At 47.8% G+C, this 20,180-nt stretch carries 16 protein-coding genes; 10 read left to right on the top strand and 6 right to left on the bottom strand.

The genetic code is table 11. From position 1 onward, the window contains the following. Positions 1–136: 136 nt before the first annotated feature. The 5 genes from RQP52_RS30260 (at position 137) to RQP52_RS30240 (ending at position 4,725) form a co-directional block, all read left to right on the top strand. Complete coding sequence (locus RQP52_RS30260) at positions 137–1,756, top strand: response regulator transcription factor (protein ID WP_315955273.1); 1,620 nt, start codon at positions 137–139, stop codon at positions 1,754–1,756. 21 nt (positions 1,757–1,777) lie between these two features. Beyond that, positions 1,778–2,845, top strand: coding sequence for an NAD(P)-dependent alcohol dehydrogenase (locus tag RQP52_RS30255; protein ID WP_315955272.1), 1,068 nt, complete (start codon positions 1,778–1,780; stop codon positions 2,843–2,845). Between the two features lie 21 nt (positions 2,846–2,866). Then, positions 2,867–3,955 carry a Gfo/Idh/MocA family protein gene (locus RQP52_RS30250; RefSeq protein ID WP_315955271.1) on the top strand — a complete coding sequence of 363 codons (1,089 nt, stop codon included), beginning with the start codon at positions 2,867–2,869 and terminating at the stop codon, positions 3,953–3,955. 104 nt (positions 3,956–4,059) lie between these two features. Further along, entirely contained in the window at positions 4,060–4,335 is a 276-nt protein-coding gene (locus RQP52_RS30245; protein ID WP_315955270.1) for a hypothetical protein, read from the top strand. A gap of 6 nt (positions 4,336–4,341) precedes the next feature. After that, positions 4,342–4,725: a glycoside hydrolase family 88 protein gene (locus RQP52_RS30240; protein ID WP_315955269.1), complete on the top strand. Its 384-nt coding sequence runs from the start codon at positions 4,342–4,344 to the stop codon at positions 4,723–4,725. On the opposite strand, the gene RQP52_RS30235 is transcribed toward RQP52_RS30240, so the two are convergent. From RQP52_RS30235 to RQP52_RS30225, 3 genes are read right to left on the bottom strand one after another with little or no spacing between them, the layout of a single operon-like run. Beyond that, positions 4,709–5,572 (bottom strand): transglutaminase family protein, encoded by an 864-nt coding sequence (locus RQP52_RS30235; protein ID WP_315955268.1) that lies wholly within the window; start codon positions 5,570–5,572, stop codon positions 4,709–4,711. The two genes, RQP52_RS30240 and RQP52_RS30235, sit on opposite strands and share 17 nt — an antisense overlap. Further along, the gene (locus tag RQP52_RS30230; protein ID WP_315955267.1) at positions 5,569–6,528 is read right to left on the bottom strand and encodes an alpha-E domain-containing protein; all 960 of its coding nucleotides are present in this window, start codon (positions 6,526–6,528) and stop codon (positions 5,569–5,571) included. The genes RQP52_RS30235 and RQP52_RS30230 overlap by 4 nt, the downstream gene beginning before the upstream one ends. 34 nt (positions 6,529–6,562) lie before the next feature. Next, positions 6,563–8,020, bottom strand: a complete 1,458-nt coding sequence (locus tag RQP52_RS30225; protein ID WP_315955266.1) for a circularly permuted type 2 ATP-grasp protein — start codon at positions 8,018–8,020, stop codon at positions 6,563–6,565. A 347-nt stretch (positions 8,021–8,367) separates the two neighbouring features. Here RQP52_RS30225 and RQP52_RS30220 point away from each other — a divergent pair, with 347 nt between their 5' ends. Next, a complete protein-coding gene (locus RQP52_RS30220; RefSeq protein ID WP_315955265.1) occupies positions 8,368–10,575 on the top strand; it encodes a methyl-accepting chemotaxis protein in 2,208 nt (735 codons plus the stop codon). 135 nt (positions 10,576–10,710) lie between these two features. After that, a complete protein-coding gene (locus RQP52_RS30215; protein ID WP_315955264.1) occupies positions 10,711–11,241 on the top strand; it encodes a hemerythrin domain-containing protein in 531 nt (176 codons plus the stop codon). A gap of 291 nt (positions 11,242–11,532) precedes the next feature. On the opposite strand, the gene trhO is transcribed toward RQP52_RS30215, so the two are convergent. Together trhO and RQP52_RS30205 are read right to left on the bottom strand one after the other, a co-directional pair. Beyond that, positions 11,533–12,438: an oxygen-dependent tRNA uridine(34) hydroxylase TrhO gene (gene trhO, locus RQP52_RS30210; protein ID WP_315955263.1), complete on the bottom strand. Its 906-nt coding sequence runs from the start codon at positions 12,436–12,438 to the stop codon at positions 11,533–11,535. Positions 12,439–12,522: 84 nt separating this feature from the next. After that, positions 12,523–16,281, bottom strand: a complete 3,759-nt coding sequence (locus tag RQP52_RS30205; RefSeq protein ID WP_315955262.1) for a response regulator — start codon at positions 16,279–16,281, stop codon at positions 12,523–12,525. A 173-nt stretch (positions 16,282–16,454) separates the two neighbouring features. Between RQP52_RS30205 and RQP52_RS30200 the strand changes: the two genes are divergently transcribed. After that, positions 16,455–18,158 (top strand): methyl-accepting chemotaxis protein, encoded by a 1,704-nt coding sequence (locus RQP52_RS30200; RefSeq protein WP_315955261.1) that lies wholly within the window; start codon positions 16,455–16,457, stop codon positions 18,156–18,158. A 305-nt stretch (positions 18,159–18,463) separates the two neighbouring features. Here the strand turns inward: RQP52_RS30200 and RQP52_RS30195 are convergent, their stop codons facing one another. After that, positions 18,464–19,330 (bottom strand): hypothetical protein, encoded by an 867-nt coding sequence (locus tag RQP52_RS30195; RefSeq protein WP_315955260.1) that lies wholly within the window; start codon positions 19,328–19,330, stop codon positions 18,464–18,466. Here RQP52_RS30195 and RQP52_RS30190 point away from each other — a divergent pair. Continuing rightward, positions 19,308–19,709 carry a hypothetical protein gene (locus RQP52_RS30190; protein WP_315955259.1) on the top strand — a complete coding sequence of 134 codons (402 nt, stop codon included), beginning with the start codon at positions 19,308–19,310 and terminating at the stop codon, positions 19,707–19,709. The two genes, RQP52_RS30195 and RQP52_RS30190, sit on opposite strands and share 23 nt — an antisense overlap. 13 nt (positions 19,710–19,722) lie before the next feature. Continuing rightward, positions 19,723–20,079, top strand: a complete 357-nt coding sequence (locus RQP52_RS30185) for a hypothetical protein (RefSeq protein ID WP_315955258.1) — start codon at positions 19,723–19,725, stop codon at positions 20,077–20,079. The last annotated feature ends 101 nt before the right edge of the window (positions 20,080–20,180 follow it).

The raw sequence follows: 20,180 nt of genomic DNA, 5'->3' as shown, positions 1-20,180 counted from the left end.
GGGCTTGCATTGATAGTATAGAGGTATGAGATCAAATAGGAATAATGAAGCCTGGAACAGAAGCCTGTTCCGGGCCAATGTTATATGATATAGCAGTTATCATCAAACAAAGGTTGAAGTTAAGGAGGCGGGCATTGTGTGGAAGATCGCGATCATTGATGATGAACGCCAAGTTCTTCAAGGAATGAAACGAGCCATACCTTGGGACGAGCTTGACGCAGATTGGGTTGGCGAAGCGCTCAACGGGCAGGACGGACTGGAGCTCATTCGAACGGCTGCCCCGGATATTGTCATTACGGATATCTATATGCCGGTTATGAATGGCCTTGATATGATTGAGCAGCTAAGAAAAGAAGGCTTCGGCGGGAAGTTTATTATTTTGAGCGGATACTCGGATTTTGAGCATGCGAGGCAGGCGCTTCGGTGCAATGTGAGTGATTATTTATCTAAACCGATCAGCGTTCCTACGTTAAAAACGATTCTTGGCAAAGCCATCGGAGAGCTGATGGAAGAAGAAGAGAAGCGGATTAAGCAAGACGAGCTTCAACAGAAATTAATGCTGTACGAGCCTTTTATTGAAAAAGAATGGGTGAAATCGGCGGTTGCCGGAACCCTGGACAGCTCCTATCGGAATGAGGATCGGCTGCCAAAGCCTTACCGCTTCTGGTGTGAGAGCAAGCATGTCGTCATTGGTATTGACCTGATTCGAGATGTTCGAACATCGGACCTGTCGCTGCCGGATTGGAGCTTGTTCCGTTTTGCGATTAGCAATATCGTCTGCGAGGTGGCGTGCGAAACGTTCCCGGCCATTGAATATGTAGAGCTTCATGGATCACGGGCTGTGCTCATCCTTCATCCCCAAGCGGACAGTTCGCAGCAAGAGCTGGAGCAGAAGCTCAGCAAACTGGGGATCAGGCTCATCGATTGCATCAAAAGTTATTTGAAGCTGGTCATTCGTGTGGGCATCGGCGGCACCAAAGAAGCTTGGACGGAAATGCCGGATTCGACGGAGGAAGCGTTTCGAGCGATCGATTTGCGGGACCGTCGTGTTGATTCGGCTTATGACTTGTTCGTGTATAGCGAGGAAATGAGAAACGATCAGGGGACGCTCGTGATGCGACCGGCCAAGTTTTATTTTGAATTAGCCGGTGCGATGAAGGCTTCACAGGAATCGCAAGCACAGCAGCTTGTGGCGCAGTATATTGATCAGTTAAAGGAACAAAAAGGGATAACACCGGACTATGTGCAAATGCTGGCTGGGGAGCTATGGGGTATTTTTGCCTATTGCCTCTATGAGGTCGGCATGGTGCTCGATGATATTTTCCCGAATGATCAGATTGTGAAAGAAATGGTTGGATTGACATTGCCCGGGCAATTAAGGGAATGGCTTGCGTCCAAAATATCCGTTATTTTCAACAGCAGGCAATGGAAAGGTAACAGTAAACACAGACAAGCGGTCGATTTCATGACACAATATATTCATGAGCATTACGCAGATGATATGACGCTTGCCGATTTGGCGGATAAGGTGTATATCTCTCGGAATCATCTGTCGATTATTTTCAAAAACATGACCGGTGAAACGTTCAATACCTATTTAACGCGCGTACGTATTGAAAAAGCTAGAGAATTGCTGCTGGAAAGAAACATGCTCGTCTATGAAGTGGCGGAGCGTGTGGGCTACAAAAACGTGCCTTATTTCAGCACGCTTTTCAAGAAGTTTACCGGCATGAACCCGACAGAACTCATCAAATAATGGCAGAGGGAGAGAGAAGAAATGAATGGACAACTACCTGCAAGAATGAAAGCGGCTGTCATGACGAAGCCAGGAACAATTGTGATGGAGGAGCGCCCAGTCCCGCAAGTTGACGCGAATGAAGTGTTGGTCAAAGTGATGGCTGTTGGGGTATGCGGTTCGGACGTTCATTATTTTGAAAATGGCAGAATTGGCCGCTATGTGGTCGAGAAGCCGATTATTCTCGGGCACGAATGCGCGGGCATCATTGTCGCTGCAGGCGCTTCAGTGACTAACGTGAGCCTTGGCGATCGTGTCGCCATCGAGCCGGGCGTCACTTGCGGACACTGTCAGGCCTGCAAAGAAGGCCGTTATAATCTGTGCCCGGATGTGCAGTTCCTGGCTACGCCGCCAGTGGACGGTGCTTTCGTTCAATATATGAAAATCCGCGCGGACATGGTATTTGCCATTCCGGAACATTTAACCTTCGAGGCTGCGGCGCTCAACGAGCCATTCTCCGTCGGTATTCACGCGGCTAAGCGCTGCAACTTGCAGCCGGGTTCGACGGTTGCCATCATGGGCATGGGCCCGGTCGGCTTAATGGCCGTATCGGCAGCAAAGTCATTTGGTGCAAGCCGGATTATTGTCACCGATCTGGAACAGGTCCGCTTGGAGGCTGCTAAACGGTTGGGCGCGACGGACGTCATCAACGTCAAAGAAGAGGATGCGGTTCAGCGCATCAAGGAGATGACGGATGGGGTTGGCGCGGATGCCGCTTGGGAGACGGCGGGCAATCCGAGAGCTCTGCAATCAGCGCTTTATTCCTTGCGCCGCGGCGGTAAGCTTGTCATCGTGGGCTTGCCTGCCCAGGATGAAATTCCGCTCAATGTCCCGTTCATCGCTGACAATGAGATTGATATTTATGGTGTTTTCCGGTATGCCAATACGTACCCGACAGGCATTAAATTCCTTGCCGGTGGCGGCATAGACACGAAAGCGCTCATTACAGATCGCTATCCGCTTGAACAGACGCAAGACGCGTTGGAACGAGCGATTCATAATAAAAGCGGCAGTTTAAAAGTCATGGTATATCCGAACGAAATCCTGTAACCGTAGAATGGGGAGGTAGTTATGATGAAACCAGTAAAATTCAGTTTGATCGGCGGTGCCGGTTTTCGCGCGCAATATTTCCTGCGCATTGCACAGGCGCTGCCTGAGCGGTTTGAAATTAGCGGCATGGTTGTCAGAAGTGAAGACAAAGGCAAGGATATGGAAGCGAAGTGGGGAACAGCTACATACCGGTCGCTAGAACAGCTGTTGGAAAACGAACATCCGGATTTTGTCGTCGTTTCCGTCTCGCCTTCCCAAAGTCTGGACTACCTTCTGGCGTTGGCGGAGCGGGGAATTCCCGTTTTGTTGGAAACGCCGCCTGCTCCTGATTTAAGCGGACTTCAGCTATTGTATGAGCGATTAACCCTTACGGGTGCGCGTATTCAGGTAGCGGAGCAGTACCATTTTCATCCCGTTCAACAAGCACGATTGGAACTTATTCGGTCAGGTCAGTTGGGTAAAATTACGGAAACAACGGTTTCCATCTCACAAACGTACCATGCGGTTAGCTTAATTCGGAAAATGTTAGGGGTCAATTTCGAAGATGTTCGTATTAAAGCGATGCGTTTCGAGTCCTCGTGGGTTCAGGGGCCAAACCGCAGCGGTCCACCAACAGAAGATAAGCTCATTCCTTTGCAGAGAGATCTGGCTTGGTTGGATTTTGGCGATCGCCTAGGCATTTATGATTTTACCAAAGACCAGCACCGCTCATGGACGCGCTCTAATCATTTGTCCGTCAGAGGGCAGCGTGGGGAAATTTTCGATAATCGGGTTCTCATTCAGCAGGAATCATGCACAGAGCTTCGAATGGAGCTGAAGCGCATGAACAGAGGCGAGCTGGAAAATGCGGAAGGGTATTACCTGAAAGGAATTCTCTGCGGTGACAAATGGGTCTACGAGAATCCATTCGCTCCCGCTAGATTATACGATGACGAAATTGCGATTGCCGCATGCCTGCAGAAAATGGCTGAATATACCTTTGGTGGGCCAAGCTTTTATAGCCTGGAAGAGGCTTCGCAGGACCATTATCTCGGGATGATGATCGAGAAAGCTATTTCAACCGGAGAAACGATCACGACAGAACCGCAGTGTTGGGTGCTCAAATCATAAGTGAGGAGCAAGCAGAATGCCAGACTATTTCCATATGAAGCGAGCTTAGCTTACAAGTTGCATGACAACATCCCAGAGGGCTCGAGACGGTTGCTAATCGGTATATGGCGAATAATCCGGCTTATCCTTTTCAACTGAGAGCTTTTCATGAGAACGGTTTCATCCAAACGAGGAAAGGTTTATATGATCTGGATTTGAATGCCAAATTCCCGACAGCTAAGCTAGGGCAAATCGGATATGTATATGCCATGTTATGGAGTGATAGTGAGGCGGAATGCCACCTATCCATAAGTGTGGAGTCGCCTACTAATCTTTATATCAATGGAAAGCAAGTCTATTGTTCTAGTATTGGAGAGGAAAGAGACAGCAAAGGGGGTTAACGGCTTGTGACACAAGTGCTGACCGATGCTGAATCCTACGAGGAGACCTCTTGCACGGCCATGTTTATTTACGGTTTTGCAAAAGGGATACGCCATGGCTGGCTGCCATCGCCAGAACCCTACACAGCTGCTGTGCAACTGGCTTGGCAGGGGCTGACCAACCACAGCGTGGACGAGCTGGGCAACGTACACGGTGTATGCCGAGGATCGAACTTCTCCTACTCGGAGGCTTACTACAAACACGATCTCCTTTGGGTCGAAAACGACACGCACGGAACGGGGATTGTGATGCTGGCCGGCGACGAAGTACGAAAAATGTTCGATCTTCTGGCAAAGGATACGTTTATCTCACCTATCTCTGAGAGGCAGAGGCTTACTCAATCAGTTTAACATCTACAATGACTTCAAGGTCTTGCTCACCGGCTCCGCGATATACCCCTTTGACAGGAACGATATCGTTATAGTCGCGACCGTGACCTAACTTGATATAACGCCAGTTGACCTCGCAGTCGTTGGTGGGGTCATACCCGAACCAACCGCTGCCTGGAATCAGGCACTCCACCCAAGCATGGGAAGCTTGCGTAAATTCAGCGCTGCCTCCTTGCAAATCACCGACAAAGTGATAGCCGCTGACGTATCTGGCAGGGATCCCCTTATCCCGGCAAACGGCGATCATCAAGTGCGAATAGTCTTGGCATACGCCTCGTCTAAGCTTCAACATTTCCCCTACTGTGGTCTGTACGGACGTAGCAGAAGGATCATAGGTGAAATCGCGATGGATCGTTGTATTGATAGTGCTCAGCAAGTCATATAAGGAAATATGCTGGTCGTTAATGGCATCGGAATAGGCCTTAATTTCGCTTGTGAGTCCTGTATAGCTTGTAGGCAGCAAGTATTCCGCGTATTCATTTTGAAAATCATCGCTGAGCCGCAGCGCCTTCTCCTCATAGGGGGAAAGTGCTGCGCTCGGGATGTTATCGTTATCGTGCGTCACAACGGTAGACTTCATTTTGATGGTGAGCTCACGGTGAATTTTATTCACGGTAAAGGCATGCACACGGTTATGAAAGTAATCCGAATACGTAAAGAAGGCAGATACAGGTTCGGTGATGATACTGTGATGATAGCAGGATTGACGATTGTCGGTCAGCGGTGTTAACCGGACTTCATTGACACTGTCCTGCGCCGTATCTGTGTAGGAATAACGTGTGATATGCGTAATCTCCAGCTTCTTCATGCAATGACCTCCTCCCTGGAGGGAAAAAAGACTTTGGCCATCCGCATGCCCATTAGGTTGCACGATTCACGGAGAGCCTGCAGGGCCATTTCCAACTTACCGGATAAAATATCTTCCTCATCCATGCAAGCCAGGTTAGCTTTCACTTTCCCAGCCAGTTTGGCTAGTTTGTGTACCGTCATGTTCAAATCGGTATCCTCAAGTTGGATGCTCTTTAAGGAACGTTCCAGCGCTTGAAAAGAGTAGCTGATCGATCTTGGAAAGGCCTCATGCAGCATCAGAAATTTGATGATGTTGGTCAGGTTCACCGTATCCGCATACTCTCTGCGGAATGATTCATAACCGCTGACTGATTTGAGAACCGAGAGCATAAGCGGGTAGGAGGACATTTCTTCTTTGGCGTAGTCCTGGCATAAGGATTGTAGCAAGCGAAGCAAATTCTCCGCACGCTCCAAATACCGTCCTGCTTCTATGAAATGCCATTCATTTTGGCGCGGCATGACAGAGGTGGCCGCTCCGTGAAACATCGATAAATGGTCACGGACGAATCGGTAAAATAAATGCGGCGAATCGCTCGTGATATCGCGGACATCTTTTTCTTTTAGCCACAAATATAAGCCATTCATAATATCCCATAGTTCAGCCGGCATCTTCTCGCGTATATTGCGCAGATTGGTTCGCGCATGGTTGGTGCAAGCGAGCAAAGAGTTCACATTATTTTTATCAAGTGTAATGTATTGAAGGACATGCTGCTCCGTGCAGCTGCTGTATTGCTCGTTAAAAGCAGCTCTGTCGCCGATCGTGTCGATTAACCGGCTCCATATTTGACCGCTGCCGCTCTCCCGTTCTTCGCGGATATGATAATAAACATCAATTAACCTCGCGTGATTCTCTGTTCTTTCCGTGTACCGTCCGATCCAGAATAAAGCTTCCGCTGTTCGTCCCATCATCACCATTTATTCCGCTGCCTCCCATCTAAATGTGGATTTTCTACGAATTCGTCACCCATGTGTCTTTGCAGCCTCCGCCTTGGGAGGAGTTCACGACGAGTGAGCCTTCTTTGAGCGCTACTCGCGTAAGTCCGCCGGGAATGACCTCGATGGTTTCGCCTGCGATAACGAAGGCTCGGAGATCAATATGCCGTGCAGCCATTTGGCCATCCATCATAACAGGCGCTCTCGACAGTTGAATGGTTGGTTGGGCGATATATCGATCAGGGTTCGCCAGTATTTTCTGCCTGAAATCCGCCAGCTCGCTCTCCGAAGCCGTTGGTCCGATGAGCATACCGTATCCGCCTGAGAGGGATGTTTCTTTGACGACCATGGTGCTCAGATGTTGGAGGACATGCTCGCGTTCATCCGGTCTCGAAAGAATGTACGTAGGTACGTTATTGAGAATGGGTTCTTCCTTCAAATAGTAGCGAATCATATCCGGAACATAAGCATAGATCGCTTTATCGTCCGCTACCCCTGTGCCAGGGGCGTTCACGATGTTGATGTTGCCGGCGCGATAGGCATTCATGATGCCTGCAACGCCTAGCAGTGAATTAGGATCAAAGGCAAGCGGATCGAGGAAATCGTCGTCAATTCTGCGATAAAGCACATCAATTTGACGAAGCCCTTTGATACTGCGAATGTACACCTTGTGATCGATGACGACGAGATCGTTCCCTTCTACAAGCTCGATCCCCATTTGCTGAGCAAGGAAGGTATGCTCGAAGTAAGCTGAGTTATAACAACCCGGCGTCAGCAGGCCAATAACAGGATCTTTTTTCCCGGAGGGACTGAGTCTGCGCAAAGCGGATAGAAACACGTTCAAACTTTGTTCGATATCTTGGATGGAGTGGCTAAACACGAGCTCGGGGAATAAATGCGTCATGATGGAACGGCTCTTATATAAGTAGGAAAAACCTGACGGCGATCGGAGGTTGTCTTCAAGAACAAAGTATTCGCCGTGCTCATCGCGGATTAGATCGATGCCTGAAACGGTTACGTACACATCATTAGGAATGGATAGACGCATCATTTCGGGCCGGAAATAGCAGTTCGAGAGAACCATTTTTCTTGGAATAATGCCATCCTTGAGGATGCATTGGTCATGGTAAATATCTTTGAGAAATAAATTCAGCGCCTTCACGCGCTGTCTAAGCCCTTTTTCAAGCTTCAGCCATTCATCCCTTGGAATGATGCGTGGAATGGGATCGAAAGGAATCGTGCGTTCGAGCGCCTCGGTCTGATCAGGACTGTACAACGTGAAGGTAATTCCTTCTTCCATCATTCGTTTCATGGTGGCTGTTTGGCGCTTGCTCAGATTGCCGGACTTCATGGTCATGAACTGACGAAACACCGTTTGATAATGAGAACGAACCGAATAGGCGTTCATAAACATTTCATCGTAAAAGGGGTGGGGATTATAAGGCGTGGTGACCAGATTCTCAGGTTTTGACATCGCAGCTTCCTGGTTTCTTAACTATGCATTCGGAAGCTACATGGAGATAAGGGCCCGAAGCAGAAACCAGGCCTCCTTTCTGATCTTCATTCTTAAAATGTGTTAGAAAATATAACGTAAATTGATGGCGATGCCTATATTTTCTTATATTGTAGATTTTTCAGAAAATTATGTCAATATAACTGACGTAAAATTAATATGACAAAAGTACCTTATAGTTCGAAAGTATTAAAGATTTTCGAAAATTCCTATTTTTGTCTTGCGTTACGACAGAAACACCTATAAAATGTCGAATAAGGTAAATGTTAAAAAAATTCACACACCATGTGAATATAGGGGGACGGGGTATGTTTGATTGGCTAGGTTTTCGGAAAGGGTTGCCGCTTTGGTGGTCATATCGGTTGAATCGTCACCTTAAGGAAGATGTTGAACATATCTTTGAAGGGATAGCTCATACACGGACCGAAATATTGCGCAGCTGGGTGGCAACGTATTGGTCCCATCTGGACAGATTGCATGCGATGTTAGCCGAGTCAGCTTCTACTTCTTCAACGATTTCTCAGGACTCAGCAGTTATACAGAAAATGCTCACTGCTGCGCTGAAGAGTGGGGCGGATTTTTCGGAAATTTTTATATTGAATGAAAAAGCAGGTGTGAGTTACTCGACATACCCTGCTCACGTTGGCAAGACGTATGTGGCTGGAAGCGGTCTTATGAAAGGGTTGGAGGAGACGCGCAGAGGGGAGAAATGTTTGTTTGGGCCTTTTTCTGACTCGTTAACCCTGGAGATCGGTCCAAGTACCTCGCCGTTTCATGATGCTATGACGATGGCTTTTATCTTGCCTTTGGTGAAGAACGGGGAGTGGCAAGGGGCTATCTGCGGCCGCGTGCCGAACGATGTGCTCGGGGATTTGATTCAACGGGAATCCGGACATGTCTACCCAGATTCAGGCGATAACTATTTATTCATGGCGAAGCCGGTGTTGAATAAGCAGATTGCTCCTGGAACGGCATTGTCCCGAAGCCGGTTTGAGGATCTGACTTTCACGCATGGCGATAATTTAAAAGACGGCGTACGCACGGATTACGGTATCGTTGGCGTTAAGGAACATACGGAGTTGGAACTGATCTTTACAGATCCGGCAACAGGGCAGCTGCACCCGGGTGTTGCGGGAACGATTGCCAAAGGAAGCAACCTGTTCGTGGAATTTCCGGGGTATTCGGATTACCGTCACATCTCGGTTATTGGGAAGGGAGTTACGTTCCAACTGCCGCATTGCCCTGATATTTGGGGGATGATGTGTGAAGGGGATCTGGAAGAGGTATACCGGATACGCAGCATCGATTGGAAAATGTTCAGCTTACAACTTAAATTTATTGTAGGTTTTATATTACTCTCTGGCGCTGGCTTTTGGCTGTTAAACGGTCATGTCTCAAGCGGATTAGGTGCGGCTATCACAGCTGCTGCCGGTGCGATATACGGTTGGATAGGCTCAAGTATCATTAGACGCAAAGGCAGTAAGCCGGTTGTTAAGCAGCTCGCCCAAATCAACAAGTTCATTCGCCTCAACGCGGAAGGCAGCGGAGATTTGACACAGCGACTGCGCGTGCAAGAGTTTGCAGGGGATGAAACCCGGGAATTGGCGAAATGGATCAACAATATGATCGATTCCCTTGAGGGCATCATGTTGCAGGTGAAACAAGCGGCGGCTGAGGTTCAGATCAGCCAAGATCGGCTCAATGAATCGACCGGATCAACAGAGCAATCGACAGGTCGTATGAGCACACAAATTCATAATATGATCCGTTCTTTGCGTGGACAGCTGAAGGACATTGACGTCGCCAAGGATGTTACGCAAAATATGAGCGGCACCCTGCGTGAGCTTGAAGAGAAAGCATCCGATCAAATTGCGGTAGCTCAGGATGAAGTTGGCCGCATCGGGGATAAGATGGATCAGATTTCAGCCAAGGTAGCTGAAACGAATCAGACCATTCAGACGTTCCTGCTTACTACGCAAGAAATTCCGCAGCTGTTGAAAGTCATTGAGGAGATTTCGGCGCAGACGAATCTTCTCTCCCTGAATGCTTCGATCGAGGCGGCCCGGGTTGGCGAGCACGGCAAAGGTTTCGCCGTCGTCGCAGGCGAGATTCGTAAACTGGCCGATCTGACGAAGAAGTCGACGGCAGAGATCAACGAGACCATTGAACAGATCGAGCGCCATGCGCATGAGGCCTTCATCTCAATGGAGGAAGGTACGAAGGTCGTATTGGAGGGGACGCAAATTGTGGCGGCGGCCTCCGAAATTCTCAGCAGCGCGAGTGCCCACGACACCATGAAAACGCAAGTGGTGGAAGAAGTGGTAGCGCTGATGGAGAAGGTGGCGGGCGTGAGCAAGGAGAACCGCCAAATCTCCGCCGAGGTGGAGCAAACGGTGCATGAGCTGCTGCAGGACATGCTGCACGTGCGCCAAACGACGGGAGATGTCGGGGCGATTACCCAATCGCTGCTCCAGCTCATGAATCAGTTCCAATTAACAGAAAGCCGTATTCGATAAATGTTCTAATCGTTCTTTATTCCTTCGCATGAGAGCTGACCCTACCTGCATAGAATGATAATGCAGAAAAGGTCAGCCTTTTTGCGTTTGCTCACGCATGAAGATTTCGGAGGAGAACCCAAAGGAGGATGTAGAATGAAAGACCGTTTGAGCATTCAAACGAATACGGAGTATATCGTGGATCCGAGTTATTTTCCCATACTCGTAGAACGTCTGAAGGAGGAACATTTACAGATGCGCGGGCAGCTTGCCGAAATCCGCACGATGGCTGCTTCCTTGTACTCCCTCGAGGATTGCTCAATAGGCATGTGTAAGCTGATTGAACTCCAAGATCTGATTCTATCTCTGGTGGAAGAGCTGGAGCAGCATTCGGAATGGGAGGAAAGTGAACTGTTTCCTCTCCTGCAATCCTACTTGCCTCCGACGACTGCGCTGTCGGTTTCCCGTTCTGTCACGGTTCTGGAACAGGATCATGACTTGGCTAAAAGGGTTGTGCAAACTTTCGTTGACGGTGTGAATGCGATGAAAGTGCCGATAGATGAAGAGTTCCTGCATGTGATGGCGTCGGAGTTGATGACGGCCTGCTTAATCCTGCTCAGGCATTTCACCTTGGAGGAGGAACTTGTGTATCCGCTTGCCGACCGTATCGTAGAGCAATTATCTTAAGTACATAGGAAAAGGGTCATTCTCAAGTTGCTGAACTTGTAGATGGGCCCTTTTTTCTAATGTTCACTGAGCCAGTAAGGCAACTGAGTGTGCTTGTTTGTCAGAGTAGCCGTGTTTATGTTTTTCATAAGCAAGCTTCTGATGCGCACTTTTCAGCATGACCATGACCGCCCTGTAGTCGCCGTAGAGAATCGCCTGATCTCGTCTGTAATAAAAAACCGCCCATCTCCAATCTGGAGAGAGCGGTCCTTGTGCTTCACGACCATGATTCTTTATTTAAATGAATGAAACTTATGCTTCAAGCGAGCTAAGCGTCTTCTCTTCACATTCCTTGGAGCAGAAGCTGTTATGCTCTTCTTCGCAAGCTTCACAGCATACATGCTTCAGATGGCACAAATCGTTCGCACAGTTGATGTAGCGATCCTCAGGCTTGCCACAGTGGTAGCATTTGCCTACAATGATATCCTCGTCCGTACGATTGATAGGAACCGAGATCCGCTCATCGAACACGTAACATTTACCGTCAAAAAGGCGGCCCTTCACGTCTTCATCTTTCCCGTAGGTGACAATGCCCCCATCGAGTTGGTAAACCTCTTTGAAGCCTTCTTGAATAAGGAAGCCGGACAGCTTCTCACATCGAATGCCGCCTGTGCAGTAAGTGAGAATCGGCTTGTCCTTAAATTCTTGAAGATTATTGCGAATCCATTCCGGGAATTCGCGTGTTGTTTCCACTTCGGGGCGAATCGCGCCGCGGAAGTGCCCGATTTCGTATTCGTAATGGTTGCGCCCGTCGAGGACGATAACATCCTCTTGTTGAAGCTTTTCATAGAAATCTTTGGGCTTCAAGTGCGTGCCGGTCAGCTCATTCGGATTCACATCTTCTTCGAGACGGAAGGTGACGAGCTCTTTTTTAGGGCGAACGAACAGCTTCTTGAAGGCATGTCCTTCGCTCTCATCAATTTTGTAGACCATATCTTTAAAAAGAGGCATTTGGTTCATCATCGCGATGTAGGCGTCGGTTTGTTCCACGGTTCCTGAGAGGGTGCCGTTGATGCCTTCCGGGGCAATCAGGATGCGGCCTTTGACGCCGAGCTTTTTGCAATAAGCCAGATGCTCTCGAGCTAATGCTTCATGATCTATCACATTAACGAATTTATAATACAACAAAATGCGGTATGGAGCGCTTTGTACTGTCATGATCTTAAACCACCTATACGTATAAAATACATGCTCCTGTCAGCGGGAGCCCTATGCATATAGTGACATAAAACCGCACATTTTTCAATCAAGCAGCAATTTTTGGATGGTGTGAAAGACCTCTTCCAAAGCTATCGCCAGGGATTGCACCTGGTTTTGGATCAGGATGGTTTTGGATTCATCCAGAGGAGTGGACTGTTTCAGCGTCTCTTCGAGCGCGGTTGCCGCGGCATACACACGATTGGCGGACAGGTTGCTTGATGAACCGCGCAGCGTATGCAGGAGATGCAGGGCATCCTCATATTTGATTTGTTGAATGGCTGTTGTTAACCGATCGATTATATCTTGCGATTGTGCATGATATTTCTTCAGCATTTGATGATAAATGTCGGTTTTGCCAAGCAGCCGTTCCAGAGCTTCTTCCATATCCAGTCCGGGTGCCGTCATTTTTCCGCTCAAACTTAAACAAGTGCTCACAGCGGCGAATAAGCGGTCAGGAATAATCGGTTTGGAGATGACTTCATTCATGCCAGCGCGAATGCACGCTAGACGTTTCTCCAGCGTAGAGTCGGCGGTGACGGCAATAATGGGAATGTGCCGCCATTTGGGCTGAAGCCGAATTCGCTTCGCCGTTTCAATGCCATCCAGATCAGGCATATGGATATCCATCAGGATTAATTGGTAATCTGAGGTTTCCAGATGCTGTAAAGCTTCGAAACCATTAGAAGCTACTTGAACGACGCCATTCATGCTTTCCAAAAGAGAGCGAGCCACGGTCTGATTGATGTCATTATCCTCGACAAGCAGAATACGTGGGAAGGATGGCCAAGCTTCCTTACCTTCATGATTTTCGGCATGAGAAGTCTGGTCGGCAGCCTCGGAAGCATAGCTCCCTGTGATCGTTTGCAGAGTTTGGTACAACACGCTTCGTGAAACCGGCTTAACCAAAATCGCGTGCGGTGCGGCCTCCGCAGGCAGCTGCTCCAAGGCATCTCGGCCTGGCAAGGTCGTATAAATAATCGTTTTCAAGTTGTTCCGGTTACAGGTCTCCAGCATGTCTAACCACACTTCTTCCCCGTACATGTCAAAAGCTTCCATATCGAGCAGAACCAAATCCAGTGGAATGAGCTCAATAGCTTTCCTTGCTTCCTTCCAAGAGTAAACACCTGCTGCTTCTGAACACATGGATGCCAGCGTTTGCAGCAGCACGCGGTGCAGCTCCGGGTGATCTTCCACAAGAAAGGCGCGGAGTGGGAAGCGGGTCTGTGACTTCGTTGTTTGCAAGGTTAAAGAAAAAGGAATGCTGACGCGGAACACACTGCCCACACCAGGCTCGCTGGAGGCTTCAATAGAGCCGCCCATATTATCAATGATGCTCTTGGAGATGACAAGTCCAAGCCCTGTCCCCCCGAATTTACGGCTCGTGACTTCATCAGCCTGAACGAAAGGCTGGAACAGTTTGGCGAGTTGTTCATCATTCATGCCAATCCCTGTATCCATAATCGTGAAGTCGATAGACACTCGTTCTTCCTGAAGCTCTCGGACATGAACGCGCAGTGTGACGGTTCCTTGTTCTGTGAATTTAATCGCGTTGCTGGTTAAGTTCAAGAGAACTTGATACAGGCGTAAGGAATCGCCGATGAGGCCAAGGGGCACCTGTTCCTCGATATCACAAATAAAATCGACCGGCTTATGACCGAGCAGCACACTAAGCGTTTCGCACACACGGTCGATCGTATCATCCAGCAGGAAGGCATGATGTTCAATGGCCAGCTTGTCCACCTCCAGCTTGGAGAAGTCCAAGATATCGCTGATGATTTGCGATAAAGAAAGCGAGGATTTGGTGATCTTGGTCATATAATCCTTTTGCAGCGGAGTCATCGCGGTTCGTTCCATCAAATAGGATAACCCGACGATGCCATTGAGCGGGGTTCGAATTTCATGGCTCATCCGCGCCAAGAAAATGCCCTTGGTCAGGTTGGCGTCGTCAGCTTCCTGCTTCGCCAGGATCAGCTCATCTTTGGCCAACATTTGGTCTGTAATATCCCGCGAAATGGCGGAGAAGTAGCGTTCTCCCTTTTCAGCAGGTGTATGAGGAACGACTGTAACAGAGATGAATATCCGGCGCTGCTCTTTCGTTAACGCTTCAGCTTCGAATTCCCAGAACCCTTCGCTTATCGCGGTAAGAAGCCCCTCTTCGAGATCGACGTCACTGCGGATATCAACGTATTCGCTGAAGTGGCACTTTGTCGTATGTTCATTCTCTAAGCCAATTAAATTTTTACCTGCTTGATTCATATAGAAAATGTAGCCCATCTGATCAAAAGAAAGGATGGCGTCCCGCGCGCTTTCTACAATAGTAAGTAGCCGCATCTTCGTTTCATTGCTTTCTTTAATGTCGCTGATATCGCGGGCAATGAAGACGTAACCTTTGAGATCCCCTCCCGGATGCGTAATGGCGCTGACACTCAATTGGACAAATAGGCGGGTTCCATCTTTATGATGCCAAATCCATTCGCTATCTTCTTTCAGATGGCGAAGTGTGCGGATCACAAGTGCTGTGCAATCGGCAGGCACAAATTCTCCGAGCTCAATCGTGTATTTGGCGGCTCTTTCAACAAGCTGGTCATGATTTAACCATACCAGAGGGGTAGCTTTTTTGTGTAAATCCGTGAACTTATAGCCAAGAAGTTCGGTCGCCCGGCGGTTCAGGTGATTGATTGTAAAATGCGGGTCCGTGACAATCATCGCATATTGATTGTGCTGAATAAAAGCTTCAAACGGTTCGAAAAGTTCACGCAGATTTTCGATCATGCCATTCACGGAATGCGCTAGAGCGCCTAGCTCATCCTTGCTTTTGAACTGAAGCGGCTTGATGTAGAAGTCACCTGCAGCCACAGATTCCGTGACGCGAAGAATTTGTTGAATCCGTGAGATGATGAGCGAGTTCGCGGTTAAGCAAATAAGCAGGAACAAGATAATGGCGGTTCCAGCGATTAAACCAACGGTCCACCAAAGCAATGAACTGGCTGGTTGTTGGAAAGCCGTCATCGGCATGGAATAACCGAGATGCCAATTTAAATTGGGCACACGGGCATAAAACCATTGCGCTCTTTGGCCATTATCCAAATATTGGTCCAAATAGCCAGCATCCTGCTGGAATGCTTCTTCCAAGACATATGCCAATGAAGGATTATTGTTCAAAATATTCTGTTTTAAAATTTTACTGGCATCCGTATGGTACAGGATGGTTCCTTCATGGTTCACAATGACGGTCTGAACTCCTTCAAGGGGCGTATGAAGGTGATCGCGAAAAGTAGCTTCCGCGTCCAGTGAAATGTCCACGATGCTAGTTACGTTTTTGTTTTCATCCCAAACAGGAGCGGTAATGGTAATGATATATTTGCCTGAAATTTCACCGATATAGGGATCCGAGATGTAGGTTTTGCCGAGCATAGCCTCTTCAAATCTCCGCTGACCTTTAATATTCAGCTTTTGACCGGTGGTAAGCAGAAGATTCCCGTCCTGATCCGCCACGCCCATTGCCAAAAAGCGATTGTTCCCGGTTTGCAGTTCTTGGGTTAGGTAGCTCAGCCGTTCCTGAACAGTTCCATACTTCATAACGCTAACACGGCTTACCATCTCAACTTCGGCTAGGCGAATGGATAGGAAGTCGTATAAATTTTGCGCGGAATTGGAGACAGAAGTGATGGACTGGGCTTTGATTTGCCCAATTAATTTATCTTTCGAAAGCTTATAATTCGTAAAACCTACAACCGTTAACGAAAAAGTAGTGATTAGAACAAGAAGTGCAACAAGCTTGAAACGTAAAGATAGTGACATCGGAAGCCTCCATAAATCGTCAAGATTCATCAAAATGTTAGGAAATCTTACAATTTTGATTACCGTATTACGTAATTCATTTAACGATTTCGTTTTATGATAATAGGTAACAGGATGATTTGAGTATACATCATTGTGGGGTCATTCATTCATTACTTGGAGGGATTTCAATCATGCGTTTTACTGTAAAAGCGAAAATGATGATGGTATTTGTAATTATTTTTCTCATGGTCGGAGGATTAAGTTTAACTGATATGACGCGGATGGGCGTGCTCAAAGACAACAGTGCGGAGATGGCTACGAATTGGATGATCGGCGTGCAAATTATTGATGAGATTCATTTTAACTCGGAGCATATCTTAACCCTCTACTATCAGAAAAAGCTAGAGCCAGATACGAAAAAACATGAGCCCTTAGATACAGGAATTGCTCAAGCGATGACAAGAATCGACAAATTGTTAGAAAACTATAAGGAAAGTCTCTCAGGAGAAGAAGATGCTGCCAAGTTCAATGACCTTAACAAAAGCTGGGAAGAGTTCAAAGCAGCCTTCATAGTCAACAAACAACTTTCCGCTGATCCTACGAAAACGAAGGAGGCTGCAGAAAGCCTTCAGGCGCTGGCAACCACATTTGGCAAAGCGCAAAAAACGATGGCTGAAATGGTGACCTTTAACCAGGATGGCGGAAAGCTGGCCGATCAAGAAAATAAAAATCTGTATCAAGAAAGTGTCAAGATATCACTAATTGTACTAGGTGCATTGATCGTCTTCATGCTGGCTGCTTGTTACGTACTTGTTAGCAATATCTCCACACCTGTTCGCAAAACGTCACAGGCTTTAAACCGTATTGCCAACGGCGATCTTACCGTGGAGCCCATTATCGTGAAAAATAAAGATGAAATCGGCGACTTGGCCGGCTCCGTGAATCAAATGGTCGACCACCTGCGCCATTCGGTGCATCATATGCTGCAAGCTGCAGGCAGTGTGGCAGCATCCTCCCAGCAGCTATTTGCCAGTTCGGAGCAAAATACGTCCGCTTCCCAGCACGTAGCGGCAGCTGTGCAGGAATTCGCAGCAGGTGCGGATACACAAGCACAAAGCTCGATGGAGTGCGGCAGAGCCATGGAGGAAATGTCGGTCGGCATTCAGCGAATCGCAGAGACGACCTCGGATGTATCGGAGCTGTCCATTTCCGCTACGCAAATGGCAGAGGAAGGCACACACGCTATGGAGCGGGTTGCTCATAAAATGCAAGCGGTCAGCCATTCAGTTGACTCGGCGAATCAGGTCATACTCGAGCTGGAGAGACACTCCCAGAGCATTGGGCAAATCTCGACGCTTATTGGAAATATCGCGTCCCAAACGAATTTGCTCGCTTTGAATGCGGCGATTGAGGCTGCGCGTGCCGGAGAGAGCGGCAAAGGATTTGCGGTTGTTGCGGGAGAGGTTCGCAAGCTGGCCTCCCAAACAGATGAATCCGTGCGTGATATCTCTGAACTCATTTCCAATATTCAGCGGGATTCGGTTCGCGCTGCAGGGGTTATGAATACTGGACTCCTGGAAGTACAGGAAGGCTTGAAAGAAGTGGGCAGCGCCGAAATGGCCTTCGGTCAGATCGTAGCCGCTTCTCAGGAAGTAGCGAGCAAAATTCAGGAAACCGCTGCAGCTGCACAGCAGATGGCTGCTTCCACAGAGCAGATTGCCGCAACAGTGGCTAATGTCGGTTCAGTCGCACAGCAAACATCAGGAACAGCGCAGTCTGTAGCTGCTGCGACGGAGGAGCAGCTGGCTTCCACGGAGGAGATTACCTCTTCGGCGAGAAACCTGTCGACCATTGCCCAGGATTTACATCAAGTAGTGACAGCTTTCCGGATTTAATGAATATTTAGATACTTTTGCTAGTTTACTAGAACTTCTCTGAGGTCCTCTCAGAGAAGTTTTTTCATAGTTTTACAAGGAAGCCCTCTGGAAATATGATTATTTTTAATGATTTACATTTTATTCCAATGTAAAATAGTTAATAGACTGATGGACAACCGCCGCTTCAGTTTATGTATCCAAAGGATAGAATGGTGTATTCCCTAGTAGAGGAGGGCGAGCATGAAGGCACGTCAAGCGGTTAATAAATTTAAGAAAAAAGGGTGTAGAACAAAGAATCCTAAATTTAGCTCATCTAAACATATTCACCATCCTCGCGCACCTAAGAAACTTGCTAACGCGTCAGCCCTTCTGTCCCCCCAGAACGCAAATTCAGTAACCACGGGCGGGGCGACTAATTCTTCAAGCACCGAGGGGACTACATCGGTCAATGAAACCACTTCGAGCTTAAGTGGAGCGCACAGTACATCAGACACAGATAGTAATTCAACGGCAACGGAATCTTCAACGAGCAGCAGTGGGGCTAACAATGCTTCTGACACAGATAGCTCGGCTACAGTTAACGAAACGCTGACAAGCACCAGCGGCTCGAACAACACATCCGATACGGACAGTAATTCAACCGCAACAGATACGTCCACGAGCAACAGCGGAGCGACCAGTTCTTCAGATACGGACAGCTCGGCTACAGTTAACGAAACGCTGACAAGCACCAGCGGCTCGAATAACACATCCGATACGGACAGTAATTCAACCGCAACAGATACGTCCACGAGCAACAGCGGAGCGACCAGTTCTTCAGATACGGACAGCTCGGCTACAGTTAACGAAACACTGACAAGCACAAGCGGATCTAACAACACATCCGATACAGATGCAACAAGCTCGACAGGGCCAAGTTCTTCAACGACCGGAGATAACTCCTCCACTAGTGGCAGTGACGCTACTAACTCTTCGGACACAGATGCCTCCTCCAGCGCTGGCCCAAGCACTTCAACGACGGGGGACAACTCATCGACCACGGGAAGTACTTCCACGAATTCCTCTGACACCGACTCTATGGCAACAACAGGAGATAACGCTACCACGAATACGAGCAACGCAGACAATTCTTCCACTAACGATAATTCGAGCAACGCTGGCAGCACATTGGATTCAAAAAGCTGTGCCACTAATGAATCCGATAATGAAAGCACCTCAAATAATACATTTGATTACAATAGTGCATTAATGAGTACAGCCAACGGATTGGCGAGTTCAGCCAATAATTCTGCCAATACGGTCTCCAACGGGAACAGCTTCACAGTGGGCAATAGTACGCTTATCAACTTTAGCGATAATACATTGCTGATAGGTGTTTTACTCCTCCTGGCGAAAAATTGCTGCTGCCAGCCGGTAAATGGCTCAAATGCTAAAGATGGGTGCAATTGTGGAGGAAGCGGGAAAGGACTATCCGGTTTGGAAGGACTTGTCACGAAATTTCTGGAAGAGGAACGCGAAAAAAAACAAATGATGTTTGAGATTTTAAAACAAAACAATTCTATTAACTAGGAGGTGCACTTCTGTGAGTCTAGTTAACAGTTCAAAATCACAATTCTCTTTTATCAAGAAAGAAAATCAAAATGACTTGACCATTACAATAAACAACTCTTCTAAAGAAGCGCGTATTCTTACTTTTACTGTAAGGGATGCCGACACAGGAAACAGGCTGCCTGCGACAATAAATGGAGAGTATCTGGTAGATGAGGTCCAAATTCCTCCGGAAACCCTCCGAATTCTGCTCATAGATGTGTCTCTTGCAGAACGTCAGATACTTGTTGAGTTCACCAGAACTTCCTCAGGAAGTGGAATGTCCATTAGACAAAAAAACAGTTCAATGAGTGGCAAGGTTGTAGATTTTATTGAATTGCTTTTAAAATAACAAAACGGATCAGACTTTTTCATTCGCTCGTGCGTCTTGTTATCGTGAAGGTTAGAACAAATACAGATGACTAGACCATAACGAATGAGGAGTGACGTGAA

The sequence above is a fragment of the Paenibacillus violae genome, from assembly GCF_032461945.1.
Lineage (GTDB): Bacteria > Bacillota > Bacilli > Paenibacillales > NBRC-103111 > Paenibacillus_E > Paenibacillus_E violae.
The sequence above is the reverse complement of the archived record's forward strand: the minus strand, read 5'-3'. Positions and strand labels throughout refer to the sequence as shown.